The sequence below is a fragment of the Pseudomonas sp. NFPP25 genome (assembly GCF_900116505.1).
GTDB lineage: Bacteria > Pseudomonadota > Gammaproteobacteria > Pseudomonadales > Pseudomonadaceae > Aquipseudomonas > Aquipseudomonas protegens.
On the sequence record NZ_FPBG01000004.1, the window covers coordinates 554,012 to 577,113 of the forward strand.

General features: G+C 66.7%; 21 protein-coding genes. 13 read left to right on the top strand and 8 right to left on the bottom strand.

The genetic code is table 11. The features are described from left to right. Positions 1 to 24 precede the first annotated feature (24 nt). The 7 genes from BM382_RS18850 to gshB all read right to left on the bottom strand — a co-directional run bounded on the left by BM382_RS18850 (position 25) and on the right by gshB (position 5,989). The gene (locus BM382_RS18850; RefSeq protein WP_011064008.1) at positions 25 to 1,296 is read right to left on the bottom strand and encodes a dihydroorotase; all 1,272 of its coding nucleotides are present in this window, start codon (positions 1,294 to 1,296) and stop codon (positions 25 to 27) included. Beyond that, positions 1,293 to 2,297 carry an aspartate carbamoyltransferase catalytic subunit gene (locus BM382_RS18855; RefSeq protein WP_011064007.1) on the bottom strand — a complete coding sequence of 335 codons (1,005 nt, stop codon included), beginning with the start codon at positions 2,295 to 2,297 and terminating at the stop codon, positions 1,293 to 1,295. The genes BM382_RS18850 and BM382_RS18855 overlap by 4 nt, the downstream gene beginning before the upstream one ends. A 25-nt stretch (positions 2,298 to 2,322) precedes the next feature. Then, positions 2,323 to 2,829 carry a bifunctional pyr operon transcriptional regulator/uracil phosphoribosyltransferase PyrR gene (pyrR, locus tag BM382_RS18860; protein ID WP_072443583.1) on the bottom strand — a complete coding sequence of 169 codons (507 nt, stop codon included), beginning with the start codon at positions 2,827 to 2,829 and terminating at the stop codon, positions 2,323 to 2,325. A 115-nt stretch (positions 2,830 to 2,944) separates the two neighbouring features. Continuing rightward, entirely contained in the window at positions 2,945 to 3,382 is a 438-nt protein-coding gene (gene ruvX / locus BM382_RS18865; RefSeq protein WP_011064005.1) for a Holliday junction resolvase RuvX, read from the bottom strand. Further along, the gene (locus tag BM382_RS18870; protein ID WP_011064004.1) at positions 3,382 to 3,951 is read right to left on the bottom strand and encodes a YqgE/AlgH family protein; all 570 of its coding nucleotides are present in this window, start codon (positions 3,949 to 3,951) and stop codon (positions 3,382 to 3,384) included. Before BM382_RS18870 ends, ruvX begins: the two co-directional genes overlap by 1 nt. Positions 3,952 to 4,036: 85 nt before the next feature. Next, entirely contained in the window at positions 4,037 to 4,936 is a 900-nt protein-coding gene (locus BM382_RS18875; RefSeq protein ID WP_011064003.1) for an energy transducer TonB, read from the bottom strand. 99 nt (positions 4,937 to 5,035) lie between these two features. Next, positions 5,036 to 5,989 (bottom strand): glutathione synthase, encoded by a 954-nt coding sequence (gene gshB, locus BM382_RS18880; protein ID WP_015637364.1) that lies wholly within the window; start codon positions 5,987 to 5,989, stop codon positions 5,036 to 5,038. A gap of 236 nt (positions 5,990 to 6,225) precedes the next feature. On the opposite strand from gshB, the gene pilG reads away from it, so the two are divergent. From pilG to BM382_RS18910, 6 genes are all read left to right on the top strand, one after another. After that, a complete protein-coding gene (pilG, locus tag BM382_RS18885) occupies positions 6,226 to 6,630 on the top strand; it encodes a twitching motility response regulator PilG (RefSeq protein ID WP_072443585.1) in 405 nt (134 codons plus the stop codon). A gap of 57 nt (positions 6,631 to 6,687) precedes the next feature. Then, positions 6,688 to 7,053, top strand: coding sequence for a twitching motility response regulator PilH (gene pilH / locus BM382_RS18890; protein ID WP_011064000.1), 366 nt, complete (start codon positions 6,688 to 6,690; stop codon positions 7,051 to 7,053). 10 nt (positions 7,054 to 7,063) lie between these two features. Then, entirely contained in the window at positions 7,064 to 7,603 is a 540-nt protein-coding gene (locus BM382_RS18895) for a chemotaxis protein CheW (protein WP_011063999.1), read from the top strand. Positions 7,604 to 7,743: 140 nt separating this feature from the next. Beyond that, positions 7,744 to 9,807, top strand: a complete 2,064-nt coding sequence (locus BM382_RS18900) for a methyl-accepting chemotaxis protein (RefSeq protein ID WP_011063998.1) — start codon at positions 7,744 to 7,746, stop codon at positions 9,805 to 9,807. Between the two features lie 24 nt (positions 9,808 to 9,831). Further along, complete coding sequence (locus tag BM382_RS18905; RefSeq protein ID WP_072443587.1) at positions 9,832 to 15,741, top strand: Hpt domain-containing protein; 5,910 nt, start codon at positions 9,832 to 9,834, stop codon at positions 15,739 to 15,741. After that, entirely contained in the window at positions 15,734 to 16,183 is a 450-nt protein-coding gene (locus tag BM382_RS18910) for a chemotaxis protein CheW (RefSeq protein WP_019095284.1), read from the top strand. The genes BM382_RS18905 and BM382_RS18910 overlap by 8 nt, the downstream gene beginning before the upstream one ends. 72 nt (positions 16,184 to 16,255) lie before the next feature. Here BM382_RS18910 and BM382_RS18915 read toward each other — a convergent pair whose 3' ends face one another. Then, a complete protein-coding gene (locus BM382_RS18915) occupies positions 16,256 to 16,816 on the bottom strand; it encodes an NADAR family protein (RefSeq protein ID WP_019095283.1) in 561 nt (186 codons plus the stop codon). 192 nt (positions 16,817 to 17,008) lie between these two features. Here BM382_RS18915 and mdcA point away from each other — a divergent pair, with 192 nt between their 5' ends. From mdcA to mdcH, 7 genes are read left to right on the top strand one after another with little or no spacing between them, the layout of a single operon-like run. Next, complete coding sequence (mdcA, locus tag BM382_RS18920) at positions 17,009 to 18,685, top strand: malonate decarboxylase subunit alpha (RefSeq protein ID WP_041120237.1); 1,677 nt, start codon at positions 17,009 to 17,011, stop codon at positions 18,683 to 18,685. Continuing rightward, the gene (locus BM382_RS18925; RefSeq protein ID WP_015637357.1) at positions 18,685 to 19,560 is read left to right on the top strand and encodes a triphosphoribosyl-dephospho-CoA synthase; all 876 of its coding nucleotides are present in this window, start codon (positions 18,685 to 18,687) and stop codon (positions 19,558 to 19,560) included. Before mdcA ends, BM382_RS18925 begins: the two co-directional genes overlap by 1 nt. Further along, complete coding sequence (locus BM382_RS18930; RefSeq protein ID WP_015637356.1) at positions 19,560 to 19,859, top strand: malonate decarboxylase subunit delta; 300 nt, start codon at positions 19,560 to 19,562, stop codon at positions 19,857 to 19,859. The genes BM382_RS18925 and BM382_RS18930 overlap by 1 nt, the downstream gene beginning before the upstream one ends. Beyond that, entirely contained in the window at positions 19,852 to 20,703 is an 852-nt protein-coding gene (locus BM382_RS18935; protein WP_011063991.1) for a biotin-independent malonate decarboxylase subunit beta, read from the top strand. Before BM382_RS18930 ends, BM382_RS18935 begins: the two co-directional genes overlap by 8 nt. Continuing rightward, entirely contained in the window at positions 20,700 to 21,503 is an 804-nt protein-coding gene (mdcE, locus tag BM382_RS18940) for a biotin-independent malonate decarboxylase subunit gamma (protein ID WP_072443589.1), read from the top strand. The genes BM382_RS18935 and mdcE overlap by 4 nt, the downstream gene beginning before the upstream one ends. Continuing rightward, on the top strand, positions 21,500 to 22,126 hold the full coding sequence (locus tag BM382_RS18945; protein WP_072443591.1) for a malonate decarboxylase holo-ACP synthase: 627 nt from the start codon (positions 21,500 to 21,502) through the stop codon (positions 22,124 to 22,126). The genes mdcE and BM382_RS18945 overlap by 4 nt, the downstream gene beginning before the upstream one ends. Then, positions 22,123 to 23,058, top strand: coding sequence for a malonate decarboxylase subunit epsilon (mdcH, locus tag BM382_RS18950; protein WP_072443593.1), 936 nt, complete (start codon positions 22,123 to 22,125; stop codon positions 23,056 to 23,058). The genes BM382_RS18945 and mdcH overlap by 4 nt, the downstream gene beginning before the upstream one ends. Positions 23,059 to 23,102 lie beyond the last annotated feature (44 nt).

The window sequence follows — 23,102 nt, forward strand, 5'->3', positions numbered from 1 at the left end:
GGCTACAGGGTGTTTGCCAGGCGATCAGCCCTGATAGCTGATATGCCCGTCCACCAGGGTGTAGCGCACCGCGCCCGGCAGGCTATGGCCGAGGAACGGGCAGTTTTCGCCCTTGGACAGCCAGCGCTCGCCGGCCACGGTGGAACTGGCCGGGTCGAACAGCACCAGGTCCGCCGCACCACCGGCTGCCAGCTTGCCTGCCGGCAGGCGCAAGGCCGCGGCGGGGCCGGCACTCAGGCGTGCCAGCAGGGTCGGCAGGTCCAGCAGGCCGTCCTGCACCAGGGTCAGGGCCAGGGGCAGCAACAGCTCGACGCTGCTGATGCCCGGCTCGGTGGCGCCGAACGGCGCCAGCTTGGCGTCCCGCTCATGGGGCTGGTGATGGCTGGAAATGGCTTGCACCACCCCGGACTTCACCGCTTCGCGCAGGGCATCGCGGTCGGCCCGCGAGCGCAGCGGCGGCTGCACGTGGTACAGGCTGGAGAAGTCGATCAGCGCCTCGTCGGTCAGGATCAGCTGGTACAGCGCCACATCGGCGGTGACCGGCAGGCCGCGGGCCTGGGCCTGGGCGATCAGCTCCACGCCGCGGGCGCTGGTCAGCTGGCTGAAGTGGGCGCGCACGCCGCTCTGTTCCACCAGCAGCAGGTCCCGGGCCAGGGCCACGGTCTCCGCGCTTTCCGGGATACCCGGCAGGCCGAGGAAGCTGGCGGTGGCGCCTTCGTGGGCCAGGCCGCCTTCGGCCAGGTCGCGGTCCTGGGAGTGGAAGATCACCGTCAGGTCGAAGGTGGCGGCGTATTCCAGGGCGCGGCACAGGGTGCGGGTGCTGCGGAAACCTTCCAGGCCGTTGCCGAAGGCCACGCAACCGGCGTCACGCAATGCGATCAGCTCCGCAAGCTGCTCGCCTTCCAGGCCCTTGCTCAAGGCGCCAATGGGGAACACTTTGCTGTTGCCGGCCTCGCGGGCGCGGTCGAGGATCAGTTCGGCCACCGCCGAGGTGTCCAGTACTGGCTTGGTGCGCGGCGGGCAGCACAGGCTGGTGACACCGCCGGCGGCTGCGGCGCGGGTTTCGCTGGCAATGCTGCCCTTGCGGCTGTAGCCCGGCTCGCGCAGGGCGACGCTCAGGTCCACCAGGCCGGGTGCGGCCACCAGGCCCTTGGCGTCGATGGTGGTAACGGCATTGAAGCCGCCAGGCGCGGCGCCGATGGCGACGATCTTGCCGGCTTCCAGGTGCAGATCGGTGGTTTGATCCAGGCCGCTGCTTGGATCGATGACGCGGGCGCCGAGAATGCTGAGCTTCACTGGGCGTTCTCCTGCTCGAATTGTCGCTGGGCGGTCTGCCCGCTCATGGCCATGGACAGTACCGCCATGCGCACTGCAATGCCGTAGGTCACCTGGTTGAGGATCACCGAGTGCGGGCCGTCGGCTACCGCCGATTCGATCTCCACGCCGCGGTTGATCGGACCCGGGTGCATGACGATGGCGTCGGGCTTGGCCCCGGCCAGGCGCGCGGTGGTCAGGCCGAACAGGCGGTAGAACTCGCCTTCGCTGGGCAGCAGGCCGCCCTGCATGCGTTCACGCTGCAGGCGCAGCATGATCACCACGTCCACGTCCTTCAGGCCTTCGGTCATGTCGGTGTAGACCTTGACCCCGTACTGCTCGATGCCGATGGGCAGCAGGGTTTTCGGCGCGATCACGCGGATGTCCGGGCAGCCGAGGGTTTTCAGCGCCAGCATGTTCGAACGCGCCACTCGCGAGTGCAGGATGTCGCCGACGATGGCTACCGAGAGGTTCTCGAAGCCGCCCTTGTGCCGGCGAATGGTCAGCATGTCGAGCATGCCCTGGGTCGGGTGGGCGTGACGGCCGTCGCCGCCGTTGATGATCGCCACTTGCGGGCACACGTGTTCGGCGATGAAGTGCGCGGCGCCGGAGTCGCCGTGGCGCACCACGAACATGTCGGCGGCCATGGCTTCCAGGTTGCGCAGGGTGTCCAGCAGGGTTTCACCCTTGCTCGCCGAAGAGGTCGAGACATTCAGGGTGATCACGTCCGCCGACAGCCGCTGGGCCGCCAGTTCGAAGGTAGTGCGGGTTCGGGTGGAGTTCTCGAAGAACACATTGCACACGGTCTTGCCGCGCAGCAGCGGGACTTTCTTCACCGCCCGGGCGCCGACTTCGAGGAACGAGTCGGCGGTGTCGAGGATTTCCGTCAGCAGCTCGCGGTTCAGGCCGTCGAGGGACAGGAAGTGGCGCAGCTGGCCCTGATCGTTGAGCTGCAGCGGGCGCTTGGCGTCTAGAGGCGTCATCGCAATGGACTCTTAAAAGGGCGAGTTAGAGGGCGAGGTCTTGGAGCTCGAGTTGAAGCGGCGCAGGACCGGACAATTTTACCCGCTCGTGGGCGGCCAGCGACAGGGTCGCGCCCACCACATTCGGACGGATCGGCAGTTCAGCGGCGTTCAGGTCCAGCAGGCAGACCAGGGTCACGCTGGCCGGCCGGCCGTAGTCGAACAGTTCGTTGAGGGCGGCGCGGATGGTCCGGCCGCTCATCAGCACGTCGTCGATCAGCACCAGGTGCTGGCCTTCGATCTCGAACGGCAGCTCCGAAGGACGCACCTGCGGGTGCAGGCCGTTCTGGCTGAAGTCGTCGCGGTAGAAGGACACGTCCAGGGTACCCAGGAGCGAATCGCTGCCCAGGGCTTCCAGCAGGGCCTGGGCCACCCAGACGCCACCGGTACGGATACCGATGAAGCGTGGCTCGCTGATGGCGCGCTGGGCCAGGTGGGCGTTGAGATCAGCGGCCATCTGGCTGATCAGGGCGGCGGGATTGGGCAGGCTCATGGTGGCTCCTTCGTGGGCTCGCGCCTGCTGCCGGGCAGCTGGGCGCGGGAACTTACGGCTGGTGTTGGGCCAGGAGGCGCGCAGCCCCGGGGCCGCGCATCTTCAGGATGTGGTCTCAGGTGTTCAACAGGCCGGCGTTTTCATCGAGCCAGCCTTGCAGCAGCAGGGCGGCGGCGATGGCGTCCACCGGGTTGTCGCGGTAACTGCCTTTCTGGCCGCCCCGGGCCAGGCGTTCACCCTTGGCCTCGAAGGTGGTCAGGCGTTCGTCGTGGGTATAGAAGGGCACATTGAAGCGGCCGTTCAGGCGTCGGGCGAACTTTTCGGCGCGCACGCACATGTCGCTGGGGCTGCCGTCCATGTTCAGGGGCAGGCCCACCACCACGGCGTCGGGCTTCCATTCCTTGATCAGGGCTTCCACCTGGTTCCAGTCGGGCACCCCGTTCTGCGCCTTGAGGGTGCACAGCTCCCGGGCCTGGCCGGTGATGGCCTGGCCCACGGCAACGCCGATCTGCTTGGTGCCGTAGTCGAAGCCGAGGATCAGTCGCAGGGCCATCAGGCGTGGCCCGCCTGGCTGGTGAGCAGGCTGAGGTTGACCCCCAGGTGCCGGGCGGCGGCTTCCAGGCGCAGTTCGCTGCTGGTGTTGAACAGGATGTCGGCGTCGAAGGGGCAGGTCAGCCAGGCGTTGTCCGCCAGTTCGGCTTCCAGCTGCCCGGCTTCCCAGCCGGCATAGCCCAGGGCGATCAGGCTCTTGGCCGGGCCCACGCCATCGGCGATGGCGAACAGCACGTCCTGGGACGTGGACAGGGACAGCCCCTCGAGTTCCACCGTGGCCTGGTAGACCGGGCCGTTGGGGTGCAGGACGAAGCCGCGATCGGTCTGCACCGGGCCACCGCTGAAAATGGGCACGTGCTGGCACAGCAGGGACGGCTCTTGGTCAGGGCGCAATTGTTCGAGGATATCGGCCAGGTTCAGGTCCTGGGGGCGGTTGACCACCAGGCCCATGGCGCCACTGGCGTTGTGCTCGACGATGTAGGTCAAGGTCTGCGCAAAGTTCGGGTCGGCCATATGGGGCATGGCGATCAGGAAATGATGCTTGAGATAGCTTGGGCTGACATTTTTCATGAGCGCTAGTGTGGCGGTGGCGGGCCCGGCTGACAAGCTGGCGATGTGCGGCCATGGCGCTGTCACGCGGCCGATTGCCGGCCGATCAGTTGCTGGAAAGCTTGTCGCCCCGGGCGAAGCGCCAGGTGCGGATGATTTCCAGGCGATCGATGTCCGACAGGTCGCCGGTAAAGGGGGCGAACGGCGCCGCCAGGCGCACGATGCGCTGGGCCGCCTGGTCCAGCAGCGGTTGCCCGGAGGACTCCAGCACCAGCACTTCATACAGCGAGCCGTCACGGTTGATCGAGACCATCAGCCGCAAGTTGCCGTAGATCTGCTTGCGCCGGGCTTCCTCGGGGTAGTTGAGGTTGCCGATGCGCTCGACCTTCTTGCGCCATTCGTCCTTATACCAGGCGCCCTTGTCGCGCATGGTAGAGGCGGCGCTGAGGCGGTGGATGCGCGGGCGTTTGGCATACAACTGCTGTTCGTTGGCCAGCTCGGCTTCCAGGCTGGAAATCTCGCTGGACAGTTGCGAGCTGTCGAACGTCGGAGTGGGGGCCTTGGGCGTCGGGTCTTTCTTGACCTCTTCACGCTGGGTGACGGTCTTTTTCGGCTTGGGCGCGGTGGTGGCCACGGCGGCCTTGGGCGCGGTGTCCTTGACCTCGGGCTTGACCGAGGGCGGCGGCGTGACCTTCTTCACCGAGTTGTCCTGGAACGGTGCGACTTCGGTGGTTTTCGGAATGGCCTTCTTGTCCAGGGTGCCGCTGCCCTGCTGGTTGTCCTGGGCGAGGAAGTCGGCCTTCTTCGGCTTGGTCTCGCTCTTGAAGGTGGCCAGGGTGATTTCCAGGGTCTTGCTGATAGCCTTGGGCTCGGCGAAGGAAAAGCCCAGGCCGAGGATCAGTGCCAGGTGCAGGAGCGCCGCCAGGAACAGGGTAAAACCCAGGCGATCGGCCGCACGCACGCCGCTATGGGCAAGCTCGGGGGGCAGATCGGACGGGAGGCTCATCGGCAGTTCGACATCACAGGAGGCATCACACAACCAACATCACGGTTTCACAGGCGGCGCATGATAACGCAATGTTGGTTTGTGCTTGGTTGTTCTACATCACTTGGCCTTGAGCTTCTGATCGATGGCATCCATCAGCATCGCGCCGATGTTGGTGCCGAAGGCGTTGTCGATTTCACGGATGCAGGTGGGGCTGGTGACGTTGATTTCCGTCAGGTGTTCGCCGATCACGTCGAGGCCGACGAACAGCAGGCCCTTGGCCCGCAGGGTCGGGCCGACCTGGGCGGCGATCCAGCGGTCCTTGTCGCTCAGCGGGCGGGCTTCGCCACGACCGCCGGCCGCCAGGTTGCCGCGGGTTTCACCGGCGGCGGGGATGCGCGCCAGGCAGTAATCCACCGGTTCGCCGTCGATCATCAGGATGCGCTTGTCACCGTCCTTGATTGCCGGCAGGTAGGCCTGGGCCATGATCTGCTGGCTGCCGAGCACGGTCAGGGTTTCCAGGATCACCGACAGGTTCGGATCACCCGCGCGGTGGCGGAAGATCGAGGTGCCGCCCATGCCATCCAGGGGCTTGAGGATCACATCGCCATGCTGGGCCGCGAACTCGCGCAGCACGTCGGCGCGGCGGCTGACCACGGTGGGCGGGGTGCACTGGGGGAACAGCGTGGCAAACAGCTTTTCGTTGCAGTCACGCAGGCTCTGGGGCTTGTTGACCACCAGCACGCCAGCGCTTTCGGCCTGTTCCAGCAGGTAGGTGGAGTAGACGAACTCCATGTCGAAGGGCGGGTCCTTGCGCATCAGGATCACGTCCAGATCGCTCAGCGGGCAGTCGATCTCGGCGTCCAGCTCGAACCACTTCTGCGGGTTGGCGAACACCTGCAGCGGGCGCATGCGGGCCCGGGCCACGCCGTCGCCCTGGTACAGGTCGCGCTGCTCCATATAGAAGAGGGTCCAGCCGCGCTCCTGGGCGGCCAGCAGCATGGCCAGCGAGCTGTCCTTCTTGTAGGAGATGCTGGCGATAGGGTCCATGACAATCCCGACGCGAACGCTCATGGGTGGATTCCTTTAAGAAAATGAGTGGGAGCGAGGCAAAAAAAGTGGCGTCAGAGTGGCGCTGACAGGGGCCTGGGTCAAGGAAAAACCACTGCCTGGCGTGGTCCATAGATTGCAGGGGGGAGAGTGTGCTAAAAAGGCTCGCAGGCCGGGCCCAAGCCTTGAAGTTCAAGGGTTTCACCCATTGCCCGGCGGTACCGGACCAAATCATTCGCTGGGGCGATGGCAGAGCAGATATGGAACAGCATTCCAACGCCTTGAAGGTGATGGTGATCGACGATTCGAAGACGATTCGCCGCACGGCCGAAATGCTGCTGAAGAACGTCGGTTGCGAGGTCATCACCGCAGTGGACGGCTTCGAAGGCCTGTCGAAGATCGTCGACCATCACCCCGGCATCATCTTCGTCGACATCATGATGCCGCGGCTCGACGGCTATCAGACCTGTGCGCTGGTGAAGAACAACAGCGCGTTCAAGTCCATCCCGGTGATCATGCTGTCTTCCAAGGATGGCCTGTTCGACAAGGCCAAGGGGCGCATCGTCGGCTCCGACCAGTTTTTGACCAAACCCTTCAGCAAGGAAGAACTGCTGAGCGCGATCAAGGCCCATGTCCCGGACTTTGTCGCGCTTGCGCCACAGTAGACACGCACAGCGACGCCCGGCCAGCAGGCCGCGCGCCTATACCGTATGGGGAAGACCATGGCTCGTATTCTGATCGTCGATGACTCGCCGACTGAAATGTACAAACTCACCGGCATGCTGGAAAAGCACGGCCATGAAGTGCTCAAGGCCGAGAACGGTGCCGACGGCGTGGCCCTGGCCCGGGAAGAAAAGCCCGACGCGGTGCTGATGGACATCGTCATGCCCGGCCTCAACGGTTTCCAGGCGACCCGCCAGTTGACCAAGGATGCCGAGACCAGCCATATCCCGGTGATCATCATCACCACCAAGGATCAGGAAACCGACAAGGTCTGGGGCACCCGCCAGGGCGCCAAGGACTACCTGACCAAACCGGTGGACGAAGAGACCCTGATCAAGACCCTGAACAACGTCCTGGCCGGCTGACAGCCGCGCCATGAGCCAATCCCAGACCGCCTTCGAGCTGCTGCTGGAGATCGACCAGCGCTGCCGCTTGCTGGCCGCCGACCTGCCGTCCCAGGAAACCCGCCAGCACAGCTGGAGCGGCATCGGCTTTCGCCTGGGCGAGCATTGGTACGTGGCCGCCATGGGCGAGATCAGCGAAGTCCTGCACGAGCCGCGCTACACCCTGCTGCCCGGGGTCAAGCCCTGGGTCAAGGGCGTCGCCAACCTGCGCGGGCGGCTGCTGCCGATCATGGACCTGTGCGGTTTCTTCGGCCATGAGCTGTCGCCCCTGCGCAAGCAGCGACGGGTGCTGGTGGTGGAGTACAAGGAGCTGTTCGCCGGCCTGCTGGTGGACGAGGTGGCCGGCCTGCAGCACTTTGCCCAGGACAGCCTGGAGCCCGGCATCACCGACTTTGCCGACGCCGCGGTCAACCCCTACCTGCAGGGCCAGTTCCGCCGCGATCAGGTCTGGCAGGTCTTCAGCCCCTTCGCCCTGGCCCGTTCGCCGGGGTTCCTGGAGGTGGCAGCGTGAAGGGCGCCCCGGCGCCTGGGCAACCCGTTGGCCGTGCCACGGGAAGCGCGTGTTTCCCTGGATCAACCCATGCTGCCCCGGCGTTGCGCGCGCCCCGGGCACTCGAATGCGGGACCGCCCGCTCGCCACAGGCCTGATCGATGACCAAAGCCAAAACCGGCAAGCCCCTGGAAGGCTCCCGCAGTCGCTCGCAGATCATCGTGCTGTTCATCGCACTGATCGTGTTCATCATGCTGTTGTTCGCCAACTTCGCTTACCTCAATACCCAGGCCACCTACGACAAACAGTACATCGGCCATGCCGGCGAGCTGCGGGTGCTGTCCCAGCGCATTGCCAAGAACGCCACCGAAGCGGCGGCGGGCAAGGCTGCGGCGTTCAAGCTGCTGGGGGATGCGCGCAACGATTTCGCCCGGCGCTGGGGCTACCTGAAAAAGGGTGACCCCGACACCGGGCTGCCCGGGGCCCCGGTGGCCTTGCGCCAGGAAATGCGCGCGGTGCAACTGGACTGGGAAAAACTGCTGAAAAACACCGACGCGATTCTCGCCAGCGAGCAGACGGTGCTGTCCCTGCACCAGGTGGCGGCAACCCTGGCGGAAACCGTGCCGCAATTGCAGGTGGAGTATGAAAAGGTCGTCGAGATCCTGCTCCAGCGTGGCGCCCCGGCGGCCCAGGTGGCCATGGCCCAGCGCCAGTCGCTGCTGGCCGAGCGGATTCTCGGCGCGGTCAACACGGTGCTGGCCGGCGACGAAAACGCGGTCCAGGCCGCCGATGCCTTCGGTCGCGATGCCGCGCGCTTCGGCCAGGTGCTCAACGGCATGTTGCAGGGCAACCCGGGGCTGAAGATCAGCCAGGTGGAAGACCCGGATGCCCGGGGGCGGCTGGCGGAGATTTCCGAATTGTTCGAGTTCGTCTCCGGCTCCGTGGACGAGATCCTCGAAACCTCCCCCGAGCTGTTCCAGGTCCGCGAGTCGGCGAGCAACATCTTCAGCCTGTCCCAGACCCTGCTGGACGAAGCTTCGCTGCTGGCCAGCGGCTTCGAGAACCTGGCCGGCAGCCGCAAGCTGGACACCATCGGCGGCTACGTCCTGGGCCTGCTGGCCCTGGCCTCGATCATCCTCATCGGCCTGGTGATGGTGCGCGAGACCAACCGCCAGTTACGCGAGACCGCAGAGAAGAACGAGCGCAATCAGAACGCGATCATGCGTTTGCTGGACGAGATCGAGGACCTGGCCGACGGCGACCTCACGGTCACCGCTTCGGTGACCGAGGACTTCACCGGCACCATTGCCGACTCCATCAATTATTCCGTCGACCAGCTGCGTGACCTGGTGGCCACCATCAACCTCACCGCCGGCCAGGTGGCCGGCGCAGTGCAGGAAACCCAGGCCACCGCCATGCAACTGGCCGAAGCCTCGGAGCATCAGGCCCAGCAGATTTCCGAAGCCTCCACGGCGATCAACGAAATGGCCCAGTCCATCGACCAGGTATCGGCCAACGCCGCCGAATCCTCGGCGGTGGCCGAGCGCTCGGTGGAAATCGCCAACAAGGGCAACGAGGTGGTGCACAACACCATTCACGGCATGGACAACATTCGTGAGCAGATCCAGGACACCGCCAAGCGGATCAAGCGTCTGGGCGAGTCTTCCCAGGAGATCGGCGATATCGTCAGCCTGATCGACGACATTGCCGACCAGACCAACATCCTCGCCCTCAACGCGGCGATCCAGGCCTCCATGGCCGGTGACGCCGGGCGCGGCTTTGCCGTGGTGGCCGACGAGGTGCAGCGGCTGGCGGAGCGTTCCTCGGCAGCCACGCGGCAGATCGAGACCCTGGTGCGGGCGATCCAGACCGACACCAACGAGGCGGTGATCTCCATGGAGCAGACCACCACCGAAGTGGTGCGCGGCGCGCGCCTGGCCCAGGACGCCGGGGTGGCCCTGGAAGAGATCGAAGGCGTGTCCAAGACCCTGGCGGCGCTGATCCAGAGCATCTCCAACGCGGCCCAGCAGCAGACCTCTTCGGCCGGGCAGATTTCCCTGACCATGAACGTGATCCAGCAGATCACCTCGCAGACTTCGTCCGGTTCCACCGCCACCGCCGAGAGCATCGGCAATCTGGCGAAGATGGCCAGCCAGCTGCGCCGCTCGGTGTCCGGCTTCACCCTGCCGGCCACCCGGGGCCCGGCCCCGAATGACAACCGCTGACACAAGGCTTTGACTGGAGTGGTTATGGTTGATCGGCACGACTATGTAGCCCTGGAGTGGGTCAAGGGCGAAATTGCCGAGACCCTGAAGCAGGCGCATCAGGCGCTGGAGCATCTGGCGGACGATCCCCAGGCCCTGGAGGCCATCGACCAGTGCCTGGAAGGCATTCACCTGGTCCATGGCAGCCTGCAGATGGTGGAGTTCTACGGCGCCGCGCTGCTGGCTGAAGAAATGGAAAAGCTCGCCCTGGCCCTGCAGCAGGGGCGCGTGGCCCAGCGCGACGAAGCCCTGCGCCTGCTGCGCCAGGCCATCGGCCAGTTGCCCCAGTACCTGGACCGGGTGCAGAGCGCGCGGCGCGACTTGCCGCTGGTGGTGCTGCCGCTGCTCAACGACCTGCGCAGTGCCCGGGGCGAGAGCCTGCTCTCGGAAACCAGCTTGTTCAGCCCGCAGCTGCCCAGCCTGCCGCCCCTGAGCGACAAGGCCCTGGCGGCTTTGGAACCCCTGGAATTGCCCAACCAGTTGCGCAAGCTGCGACACATGTTGCAGACCGCCCTGGTGGACCTGCTGCGCGAGCAGGATGACGAGCAGAGCCTGGGCTACATGGCCAAGGTCTTCGAACGCCTGGAAGCCTTGTGCCAGGACGCCCCGCTGGCGCCCTTGTGGCATATCGCCTCGGCCCTGGTGGAAGGCATGCGCCACGACGAGATCGCCAACAGCCCGGCGGTGCGCAGCCTGCTCAAGGATGCCGACAAGGAGCTCAAGCGCCTGCTGGAACAGGGCATGGCCGGGATCAACCGGCCGGCCCCCGATGAATTGCTCAAGAGCCTGCTGTTCTATATCGCCAAGGCGCGCCATCCCACCCCATTGATGCTGACCATGAAAGAACGTTACGGACTGGATGACGCCTTGCCCGACAGCGCAGTGGTGGACGAGGAGCGGGCCCGCCTGGCCGGCCCCGACCGGGATGCCATGCGCTCGGTGCTGACTGCGGTGTGCGATGGCCTGGTGCGGGTCAAGGAACGCCTCGACCTGTTCGTGCGCAGCGACCGCCAGCACACCGATGACCTCGAAGGGCTGCTGTCGCCCCTGCGGCAGATCGCCGACACCCTGGCAGTGCTGGGCTTCGGCCAGCCGCGCAAGGTCATCATCGATCAGTTGGCGGTGGTCCAGAGCCTGGCCCAGGGCCAGCGCGCGCCGGACGACGCGGTGCTGATGGATGTGGCGGGGGCCCTGCTGTACGTGGAAGCGACCCTGGCCGGCATGGCCGGCACCGTGGAGCCCGAAAGCCGTGAGGAAAGCCGCCTGCCCACCACCGACCTGACCCAGATCCACCAGTTGGTGATCCAGGAGGCGCGGGTTTGCCTGCACCAGGCCAAGGACCTGATCGCCGAGTGCATCGAGGCCGACTGGGACGCCGAACACCTGCAGGCGCTGCCCGAGCTGCTGACCCAGGTGCGCGGCGCCCTGGCGATGATCCCGCTGCCCCGCGCGGCGGGGCTGATGCAGGCCTGCCAGCAGTTTGTCGTCGAACACCTGCTGGCGGCCCGTTCCCGGCCCGACTGGCAGCAACTGGACCACCTGGCGGATGTGCTCACCAGCCTGGAGTATTACCTGGAACGCCTGAGCGAGGACCACGAGGCGCCGGGGGAGAAGATCCTCGATGTGGCCCAGCAGGGCCTGCTCGCCCTGGGTTATGTGCCGGTGGAGCAGGTGCCGTTGCTCGATCAGCCCTTGAGCCCCAGCGAAGCCCTGGTGATGCAGGACCTGCAAGAGCTGGACGATCCCCGGGTGGCGCAGTCCCTGGCGGATGTCCTGGCGGTGCCGGTCTCGGCCCTCAACCCGCCGGCCCTGATTACCCCGGGCAGCCTGTTGCCGCCGCCAGGGGACGAGGAGCCGGTGGACGATGAACTGCGGGAAGTCTTCCTCGAAGAAACCGAGGAAGTGCTGGAGATGCTGCGCGAGTACCTGCCGCGCTGGGCCGCGGACCCCCATGGCACATCTGCCCTGAGCGAACTGCGCCGGGCCTTCCACACCCTCAAGGGCAGCGGGCGCATGGTGCGCGCGCTGGTGCTGGGGGAGCTGGCCTGGGCGGTGGAAAACCTTCTCAACCGGGTGCTGGAGCACAGCGTGGAGCCCGGTGTCGAAGCCCGGCAACTGGTGGCCGACACCCTGCAACTGTTGCCGGAACTGATCGCCGAGTTCGCCCAGCAGGCCCAGCGCCAGCGCGACGATGTCGACCGCCTGGCCGCCCGGGCCCATGCCCTGGCCAATGGCGCGCAAGGCTCGGCGCCAGTGCCGGCCGAGGCCTTGGACCCGCAGTTGCTGGAGATCTTCCGCACCGAGGCCCAGACCCACCTGGACAGCATCAACCGCTTTCTCGAGCAGGCCGCCGAACACGTACCGCTGCAGGCCAGCGACGAACTGCAACGGGCCCTGCACACCCTCAAGGGCAGCGCCTCCATGGCCGGAGTGCTGCCGATTGCCGAGCTGGCCGGCCCTCTGGACCAATTGGCCCGGGAATACCGGGCGCACTTGATCCCCCTGGACCTGGACGAGGTGGAGCTGCTGCTGGAAGCCGAAGGCCTGCTGCGCCGGGGCCTGCGGCAGCTGGACAGCGACCCGCTGGCGCCTATCGATGGCGCCCGCTCCCTGGTGGGGCGCGCCCTGGCCCTGCTGGGGGAGCGCCTGGAAACCCTGCTCAGCGCCCCGGACAGCGCGCCCCGGGCCAAGCGCGACCCGCAGTTGATCAACAACTTCCTGGCCCAGGGCATGGACATCCTGCTGGATGCCGAAAGCCTGCTGCGCCGTTGGCAGCAGCACCCGGGCGAGCGTCAGGAACTCAGCGCCCTGCTGGATGAGTTGACCACCCTGGGCGAGGGCGCGCACCTGGCCGACCTGCACCCGGTGGACGAGCTGTGCGAAGCCTTGCTCGATCTCTATGGCGCGGTGGAAGAGAGCAGCCTGGCCGTCAGCGAGCGTTTCTTCCACGAAGCCGAAAGCGCCCATGATGCCTTGATCAACATGCTCGACGAGCTGGCCGCAGGCCAGGAAGTCAGCCCGCGCCCGGAACGGGTGCAGGCCTTGCGCGAGCTGCTGGATGAAGGTCTGGACCCTTCTGCCACGGGCCTGATCAAGAGCGATGGCAGCCGCGCCCTGAGCATCAGCGAACTGGGCGCGGCCACGGCTCGCCTGGAGCAGGCCGAGGCCCCGTTGCAGGCGGACGACGAAATTGTCGAGATCTTCCTCGAAGAAGCGGTGGATATCCTCGAAAGCGCCGACCAGGCCCTGCAGCGCTGGCTGGCCGACCCGGACAATGGCGCGCCGCTGTCTTCCCTGCAGCGAGACCTGCACACCCTCAAGGGCGGCGCACGGATGGCCGAAGTGGCACCGGTGGCGGAACTGGCCCAGGAGCTGGAGTCGCTGTACGAGGGGCTGGTGGACCGGCGCTACAGCCACAGCCAGCACCTGGGCCTGCTGTTGCGCAGCAGCCACGAGCAACTGGCACTGCTGCTGGAACAGTTGCAGGGGCAGCATCCCCTGGACGAATCCCGGGCGCAGATCGAGGCTGTGCGGTCGTACCGGCAGCAGGCCGCCGGCACCGGCGAAGTGGCCCAGGGCACGGTCGAGGAAGACCGTGCGGCCCAGGACCCGGAGCTGCTGGAAATCTTCCTCGAAGAAGGTTTCGACATCATCGACAGCTCTGCCGCGGCCCTGGCCCGCTGGCAGGCCGAGCCCCAGGGTCGCCAGGAAGTGGAAACCCTGCTGCGCGACCTGCACACCCTCAAGGGCGGTGCGCGCATGGTGGAAATCGCCCCCATCGGCGATCTGGCCCATGAACTGGAATTTCTCTTCGAAGGCCTGTCCGCCGGCCTGCTGCAACCCAGCCCGGTGCTGTTCACCCTGTTGCAGAAGAGCCACGACCGCCTGGCCCAGATGCTCGATGCGGCCCGTGCCGGCCAGCCCATCGAGCCGGCCCAGAAGCTCATCGATGCGATCCACGACCTGAGCCATCCGCGGGTAGCGACCGGCGTTGCCGCAGAAGCTGCACTGCCCAGCACCAAGCCCGAGCCCGCTGCGCCCGCGGCGGAAGCGGCAGTGGCGGGGGACATGGTCAAGGTCTCGGCAGAGCTGCTGGACGACCTGGTGAACCTGGCCGGGGAAACCTCGATCTTCCGTGGCCGTATCGAACAACAAGTCAACGATGCGCGCACGGCATTGGGCGAGATGGAAACCACCATCGAGCGCATGCGCGACCAGTTGCGCCGCCTGGACACCGAAACCCAGGGGCGGATTCTCAGCCGCCAGCAGGTGGAGGCCGAGCGCCTGGGCTACGAAGAGTTCGACCCCCTGGAAATGGACCGCCACTCGCAGTTGCAGCAGCTGTCCCGGGCCCTGTTCGAATCGGCTTCGGACCTGCTGGACCTCAAGGAAACCCTGGACCGGCGCAACCACGACGCCGAGAACCTGTTGCAGCAGCAGGGCCGGATCAACACCGAATTGCAGGAAGGCCTGATGCGCACGCGCATGGTGCCGTTCGAGCGCATGGTGCCCAGGCTCAAGCGCATCGTCCGCCAGGTGGCCGAAGAGCTGGGCAAGGACGTGGAGTTCGTGGTCGGCAACGCCGAAGGGGAAATGGACCGCAACGTTCTCGAACGCATGGTCGCGCCCCTGGAACACATGCTGCGCAACGCCGTGGACCACGGCCTGGAATCGGCCGAGGCGCGCCTTGCGGCGGGCAAGCCGGCACAGGGGCGGATCAGCCTGGACCTGTCCCGCGAGGGCGGCGACATGATTTTCGACATGCGCGACGACGGCGCCGGGGTGCCCCTGGAAGCCGTGCGCAAAAAAGCCATCAAGCGCGGCCTGCTGGACCCCGAGGCGCAGCTCAGCGACCGCGAAGTGCTGCAATTCATCATGCAGCCGGGGTTTTCCACTGCCGAGAAGATCACCCAGATTTCCGGGCGCGGGGTGGGCATGGACGTGGTCCATGAAGAGGTGCGCCAGTTAGGCGGCAGCATGAGCATCGACTCGGTTGCCGGCCAGGGCGTGCATTTTCGCATTCGCCTGCCGTTCACCGTGTCGGTCAACCGCGCGCTGATGGTGCAGTGCGCCGACGAGCAGTACGCGATTCCGCTGAATACCGTGGAGGGCATTGTCCGGGTGCTGCCCGCAGAGCTGGACGGCTACTACCAGCTCGACCCACCGCGCTATGAGTACGCCGGCCAGTCTTATCAGCTGTGCTACCTGGGGGAGCTGCTGCACACCGTGCCTCGGCCGAAGCTGCTGGGCCAGGTGCAGCCGCTGCCGGTGCTGCTGGTGCACTGCAACGAGCAGCGCATCGCGGTGCAGGTGGATGCCACCGCCGGTACCCGGGAAATCGTGGTCAAGAGCCTGGGGCCGCAGTTCGCCGCGGTCCAGGGGCTGTCCGGGGCGACGATTCTCGGCGATGGTCGGGTGGTGCTGATTCTCGATTTGCTGGCGCATATCCGCGCCTTGCAGGCCCAGGCACCGCTGCCGCGCCTGGCGGGCGACGAGCCGGCCAGCGAGGTGCAACCGCCGCGGCCGATGCTGGTGCTGGTGGTGGACGACTCGGTCACGGTGCGCAAGGTCACCAGCCGCCTGCTGGAGCGCCACGGCATGAATGTGCTCACCGCCAAGGATGGGGTCGACGCCATGGCGCTGCTGGCCGAGCACACCCCGGACCTGATGCTGCTGGACATCGAAATGCCGCGCATGGATGGCTTCGAGGTAGCGATCCAGGTACGCAACGACCCGCGCCTGCAACACCTGCCGATCATCATGATCACCTCCCGCACCGGCCAGAAACACCGCGACCGGGCCATGGCCATCGGCGTCAACGACTACCTCGGCAAGCCCTATCAAGAGTCGGTGCTGCTGGAAAGCATCGCCCTGTGGAGCAAGACCCATGCTTGATCACCGCGCCAGCACTCTCACCGGGCTGCTGCTGCCCCTGGCCGACCGTACCCTGATCCTGCCCAACGTGGCCGTGGCCGAGTTGATCGACTATCAGCAGGGCACCTTCGACCTGGATTCACCGCCCTGGTACCTGGGCCGGGTGCTGTGGCGCGAGCGGCGGATTCCGCTGATCAGCTTCGAGTCGGCCTGCGGTGGCAGGACCGTGATTGGCGAGCGGGCGCGGATCGTCGTGCTCAATGCCCTGGGCGGTCGCCCGGAGCTGAAGTTCATGGCCCTGCTGGTGCAGGGCATTCCCCGCTCCTGCAAGCTCGACAGCCAGTTGAGCTATGTCGACGTGCCCCTGGCTGCGCTGGAAAAGGCCGCGGTGCAGGTGGCCGAGCAGGTGGCCAAGGTGCCGGACCTGCTGGCCCTGGAAGAGCTGCTGGTGGCGGGGCTCTAGGCCTCTTGGCCGGCAAGCCGGCCGCTACACAACACCGCCGGTAGGAGCTGGCTTGCCAGCGAAGGCAGCCCCTCAGCCAATGCGCAACCTGTCCCGCACCTCCATCAGCGCATAGCCCAGCAGATTCAGGCCGCGCCACTGTTCCGGCTGGCTGGCCCTGGCATCCTCGGCGGCCAGGCCGATGCCCCAGATCCGGTCCACCGGGCTGGCTTCCACCAGTACCTGGTCGCCTGTGGACAGCAGGTATTCCCCCAGCGCCTGATGTTGGCTGAACTTGGCCAGGTTGCCCTGCACCACGATATCCAGGCGTGCTTCGGTCCAGCGGGCGTCATCGAAGCCGCGCACCTCGCGACCCAGTTGCTTCACGTCGGCGGGCGTCACGGCCTTGAGGATCCGCTCGTGGGTTTCCTGGTCGCCGAACAGCAGGGCCTTGCCGGCCATCATGAAATGCTCGGCGCTGGGGTACTGAATGCCATCGAGTTCCAGACCTGCGTCGAACCACTGGCTGAAACAGCTCTGGGAGATGCGTCCGTCCCGGGTGGGCTGGTGCCCCCAGAACATCAGGTAGTCGGGCTTCAGGCCATGCTTGAGCTGCTCCAGCAGCGCCTGGTTCGAGCGAATCGGTGTGTCCATGCTGACTCTCATCTTGGTCTGCCCAGGCCGCTCATGGGCTGGTACGGCGGGCATTGTGTACCGAGAGAGCATGAGAGTGCCATGGCTCCCAAATCATTACGCTGAGCGTAACGATCTAACGCCGCGCTTGATTGATGTCCCCCGTTTTCACTCCTAAGGTGACTGCCACGACAGCGAACCCGTGGAGTGAGCATGACAACAATAATTTCCCCCGACGCGCGCTGGTCGCGGCGGCGCAGCGAAAAGCAGCGGCGCCTCGAGCAGGTGCGGGCCATCGCCGATGGCGTGGTGTTGCCGACCGACAAGATCGTCGCGGCCCTGGAAGCGCTGATCCTGCCCGGCGACCGGGTGGTGCTGGAAGGCAACAACCAGAAACAGGCGGACTTTCTCTCCCGCTCCCTGGCCAAGGCCGACCCGGCCAGGCTGCATGACCTGCACATGATCATGCCCAGCGTCGGCCGTTCCGAGCACCTGGACCTGTTCGAGCGCGGCATCGCCCGCAAGCTGGACTTTTCCTTTGCCGGCACCCAGAGCCTGCGCATCAGCCAGTTGCTGGAAGACGGGCTGCTGGAAATCGGCGCCATCCATACCTACATCGAACTCTATGCGCGGCTGGTGGTGGACCTGATCCCCAATGTGGTGCTCTCTGCCGGGTTCATGGCCGACCGCGCCGGCAACATCTACACCGGCCCCAGTACCGAGGACACGCCCGCGCTGATCGAGCCGGCGGCCTTCAGCGACGGCATTGTCATCGTCCAGGTCAACCAGCTGGTGGACGATGTCAGCGAGCTGCCCCGGGTCGACATTCCCGCGTCCTGGGTGGATTTCGTGGTGGTGGCCGACAAGCCGTTCTATATCGAGCCGCTGTTCACCCGTGACCCGCGCCATATCAAGCCGGTGCACGTGCTGATGGCGATGATGGCGATTCGCGGCATCTACGAAAAACACAACGTGCAGTCGCTGAACCATGGCATCGGTTTCAACACCGCGGCCATCGAGCTGATCCTGCCCACCTACGGCCAATCCCTGGGGCTCAAGGGCAAGATCTGCCGCAACTGGACCCTCAATCCTCACCCAACCCTGATTCCGGCCATTGAAAGTGGCTGGGTGGACAGCGTGCATTGCTTCGGCACCGAACTGGGCATGGAAAACTACATCGCCGCGCGTCCGGACGTGTTCTTCACCGGTCGCGACGGTTCCCTGCGTTCCAACCGGATGTTCTGCCAGCTGGCCGGGCAGTACGCGGTGGACCTGTTTATCGGCGCCACCTTGCAGGTGGATGGCGACGGCCATTCCTCCACCGTGACCCGTGGCCGCCTGGCCGGTTTCGGCGGGGCGCCGAACATGGGTCACGACCCCCGCGGGCGCCGCCACGGCACCCCGGCCTGGCTCGATATGCGCCAGGATCAGAGCGATGCACCCCAGGCCATGCTCGAACGCGGCAAGAAGCTGGTGGTGCAGATGGTGGAAACCTTCCAGGAAGGCGGCAAACCGACCTTCGTCGAAACCCTCGACGCGGTGGACGTGGCGCGCAAGAGCGGCATGCCCCTGGCGCCGATCATGATCTACGGCGACGACGTCACCCACCTGCTGACCGAGGAAGGCATCGCCTACCTGTACAAGGCCCGTTCCCTGGAAGAGCGCCAGGCGATGATCGCCGCCGTGGCCGGGGTTACCGCCATCGGCTTGCGCCACAACCCCAAGGACACCGCGCGCATGCGCCGTGAAGGCCTGATTGCCCTGCCGGAAGACCTGGGCATCCGCCGCACCGACGCCAGCCGCGAGCTGCTGGCGGCGAAAAGCGTGGCCGACCTGGTGGAGTGGTCCGGTGGCCTGTACAACCCGCCCGCCAAGTTCAGGAGCTGGTAATGCACGCATTCAACCTGCAATCACCCACCCCGAGCCTGGCCGAGCGCCTGGCGGACCTGGCGGTGGACGCGCTGATCGACGAGGCCGACCTGTCGCCCAAGCCGGCCCTGGTGGACCGCCGTGGCAATGGCGCCCACACCGACCTGCACCTGGGCCTGATGCATGCCTCGGCGCTGTCGCTGTGGCCGGCCTTCAAGGAAATGGCCGACGCTGCCCTGCTGCTCGGGGAAGTGGGCCTGCCCCTGCGTGAAGCCCTGGGGCGCATTGGCCGAGAAGGCGAGCAGGCCATGCTCGCCACCACCGGCGGGGTGAACACCCATCGCGGGGCGATCTGGGCCCTGGGGCTGCTGGTGGCCGCCGCCGCGCTGGAACCTCAAGCCACGAGTGCCGGCAGTGTCGCGCTGCGGGCCGCGCGCCTGGCCTTGCTCGAAGACCGTTATGCACCACGCCCCTTGAGCCATGGCGCCCAGGTGGCGCTGCGCTACGGCGTGCGCGGTGCCCGCGAAGAAGCCCAGCAAGGCTTTCCCGCCGTGCTGCAACTGGGGCTGCCGCAGCTCAAGCGCAGCCGCGCCCAGGGCCATGGCGAACAGAATGCCCGGCTCGATGCCTTGCTGGCGATCATGAGCCGGCTGGCGGACACCTGCGTGCTCTATCGCGCCGGTGAGCTTGGCCTGCAGGCCATGCAGCAGGGGGCCCGGGCGGTGCTCGATGCTGGTGGCAGCGCCACCCTGGCCGGGCGTCGTCGCCTGCATGAACTGGATCTGCAACTACTGACCTTGAATGCCTCGCCCGGCGGCGCTGCCGACTTGCTGGCGGCCAGCCTGCTGCTGGACCGGATCGAATCCGGCGATGCTGTTAACCAGGGAGCGAACTGATGGAAACCTTGTCCTTTGAATTCCCCGCCGGCCAGCCCGGCCGTGGCCGCGCCCTGGTGGGCTGTGTCGGCTCCGGCGACTTGGAAGTGCTGCTGGAGCCGGGGCAGCCCGGCAAATTGAGCATCCAGGTACAGACCTCGGTAAACGGCAGCGCATCGCGCTGGCAGCACCTGTTCGAGCGCATGTTCGACGGCCAGACGCCGCCGGCGCTGTTGATCGACATCCATGATTTCGGCGCCACCCCCGGGGTGGTGCGCCTGCGCCTGGAACAGGGCTTCGAGGAGATCGGCCATGACTGACAGCGCACGCTTGTTGAACAAGCACAGCTTCGTCGAGCTGGGTGCTCGGCAGCGGGCCCGGGCACTCCTGGATGCCGGCAGCTTTCGTGAGTTGCTGGACCCGTTCCAGCGGGTCATGTCGCCCTGGCTGGAGCGTCAGGGCGTAGTGCCCCAGGCTGATGACGGGGTGGTGATCGCCAAGGGCAGCATCGCGGGTTCGCCGGTGGTGATTGCTGCCATCGAAGGCGCTTTCCAGGGCGGCAGCCTCGGTGAAGTGGGCGGGGCGAAGATTGCCGGCGCCCTGGAGCTGGCCGCCGAGGACAACCGCAACGGCATCCCGACCCGCGCCGTGTTGCTGCTGGAAACCGGCGGCGTGCGCCTGCAGGAAGCCAACCTCGGGCTGGCGGCGATTGCCGACATTCATGCGGCGATTGTCGACCTGCGCCAGTACCAGCCGGTGGTCGGCGTGGTGGCCGGCAGCGTCGGCTGCTTTGGCGGCATGTCGATTGCCGCCGGTTTGTGCAGTTATCTGCTGGTCACCCAGGAAGCGCGCCTGGGGCTCAACGGCCCGCAGGTGATCGAGCAGGAAGCGGGCCTTGAGGAATACGACTCCCGGGACCGGCCTTTCATCTGGAGCCTGACCGGCGGCGAGCAGCGTTTCGCCAGTGGCCTGGTGGACCGCTACGTGGCTGACGACGTGGCACTGATCCAGGCCCAGGTCCGTGAGCTGCTGGCCCTGGGCTTGCCGTCGCGGCAACGCAGCCGCGAGGCCGAGCTGTACCTGCAACGTCTGTCCCGCCTGGACACGACGCCGCAAATCGATGCGGCGACCGTTCGCGACCTGTATCAAGGAGACCGCCCATGACTGCTAGTTCCCTGCGGGGCCTGAACTGGTTCGACGCCTTGAGTGGCGATGCGACCCCCGTGAGCGGCCTGCCACCTTCCTTGAAGGTTGCCGACGGCCAGTTGGACGGGCAGCCGGCGCGCTTCATTGCGGTAGTGCCTGACCCCGACAACCGTTTTCCCCGCGCCCGCCAGGGCGAGGTCGGCCTGCTGGAAGGCTGGGGGCTGGCCAAGGCAGTGGATGAGGTGATCCGCGCCGATCAGGACCAGGAGCACAAGCGGGCGCTGATCGCCATTGTCGATGTGCCGAGCCAGGCCTATGGCCGGCGCGAAGAGGCGCTGGGCATTCATCAGGCCCTGGCGGGCGCCGCCGACAGCTATGCCCGGGCCCGCCTGGCCGGGCACCCGGTGATTGCCCTGCTGGTGGGCAAGGCCATGTCCGGGGCCTTTCTGGCCCATGGGTATCAGGCCAACCGCTTGATCGCCCTGCGTGACCCGGGGGTGATGGTGCACGCCATGGGCAAGGCCTCGGCGGCGCGGGTGACCCTGCGCAGCGTCGAGGAACTGGAAGCCCTGGCCGCCAGTGTGCCGCCCATGGCCTATGACATCGACAGCTACGCGGGCCTGGGCCTGCTGTGGGAAACCCTGTCGGTGCGGCAGATCGAACAACCGACGGCGGAGGATCTGGCCCGGGTCGATCAATGCCTGTTGGCGGCGATTGCCGATGTGCGGGCCAAGGGCGTCGACCTCGGCAGCCGTCTGGGCGCGGTGAACCGGGCGGCGTCGAGCCGAGTCCGGCAGTTGCTGCGGGAGCAGTGGTGAGCGGGTGCGGCCCCTGGCTGCCCCACGATCTGCTGTGGGGCATGACCCCGGCGCAGTTGCCGGGCGATGCGCCGGCCTGGGCCCATGCGGTGCTGGAGGCCGGGCAGCCGGTGGTGGTGCGCCGGGCCCTGACTGCACCGGGGCAGGTTGCGGTGGGTTTGCGTGGTGTTTCCCGGGAACAGCGCTATCCGGCGCTGCTGGATCTGCAAGCCGTGCAGCGCGGGGTGCGCCCCGAGCAGCTGTGTCATGTACCGCCCCAGCGCCCATGGCCGGCGTTGCAGGCGTTGCAGCATTTGCGCGATGAGCTGGATGCCCTGGAGTGGATCTGGGGCGTGAGTGGCAGTGCCGGTTTCGAGCTGGCCAGCGGCGTGGCGGCCTTGCATCAGCACAGCGACCTGGACCTGATCCTGCGTACCCCGGAGCTTCTGCCACGGGCCCGGGCCCGTGAATTGCTGGCGCTGCTGGACGGCGCCGGTTGCCAGGTGGATATGCAATTGCAGGTGCCCGGCGGCGCCCTGGCCCTGCGCGAATGGGCCGGGCCGGCTGCCCGGGTTCTGCTCAAGAGCGCCAGTGGCGCGCGCCTGGTCAGCGACCCCTGGAACCCTCAGGAGCAGGCGGCATGAGCAGCCTGCTGGTGTTTCCGGGCCAGGGCGCGCAGCAGCCGGGGATGCTCCAGCATCTGCCGCAAAGCCCGCAAGCGCGGGCCTGCCTGCAAGAGGCCAGCGATGTGTTGGGGCAGGACGTACTGACGCTGGATTCACCCCAAGCCCTGGCCAGCACCCGGGCGGTGCAGCTGTGCCTGCTGATCGCCGGCGTGGCGGCGGCGCGCACTCTGTTGCAGCCCGATACTCGGGTGAACTACGTGGCGGGCCTGTCCATCGGCGCCTATCCGGCGGCGGTGGTGGCCGGGGCCCTGGAGTTTGCCGACGCCTTGCGCCTGGTGAGCCTGCGGGGTGAGTTGATGCAGCAGGCTTATCCACAGGGCTATGGCATGACCGCATTGATCGGCCTGGAACTGGCGGCGGTGGAAGGGCTGCTGGCCCAGGTCCACAGCCCGCAGAGGCCGGTGTACCTGGCCAATATCAACGCCGACAACCAGGTGGTGATCGCCGGCAGCGATGCCGCGATGCATGCCGTGGCCGAGTTGGCCCGGGGTTGCGGGGTCGGCGTGGCCAAGCGCCTGGCGGTCAGCGTGCCGTCCCATTGCCCACTGCTGGAACAACCGGCCCAGGCCCTGGCTGCCGCCTTTGCCGAGGTACCCCTGCAACTTCCGAAGCTGGGCTACCTCAGTGGCAGCCGAGCGCGGCCGATGCGCTCCGTGGAAGCGTTGCGCGACGACCTGGCCTTCAACATGTGCCGCGTCGTCGACTGGCGCGGCACGGTGCAAAGCGCCTACGAGCGCGGGGTGCGCCTGCAGATCGAATTGCCTCCCGGCGCGGTATTGACCGGGCTGGCCCGCCGGGTGTTTGCCCAGGGGACGGTGATCGCCTTCGACGGCGCGCGCCTGGACACCCTGCAAGCCCTGTTGAATGAGGAGGGAAGCCGCGACCGATAGAGCACCGACTCAGGCTGACGAAGCACAAGAACAACAACTTCGAC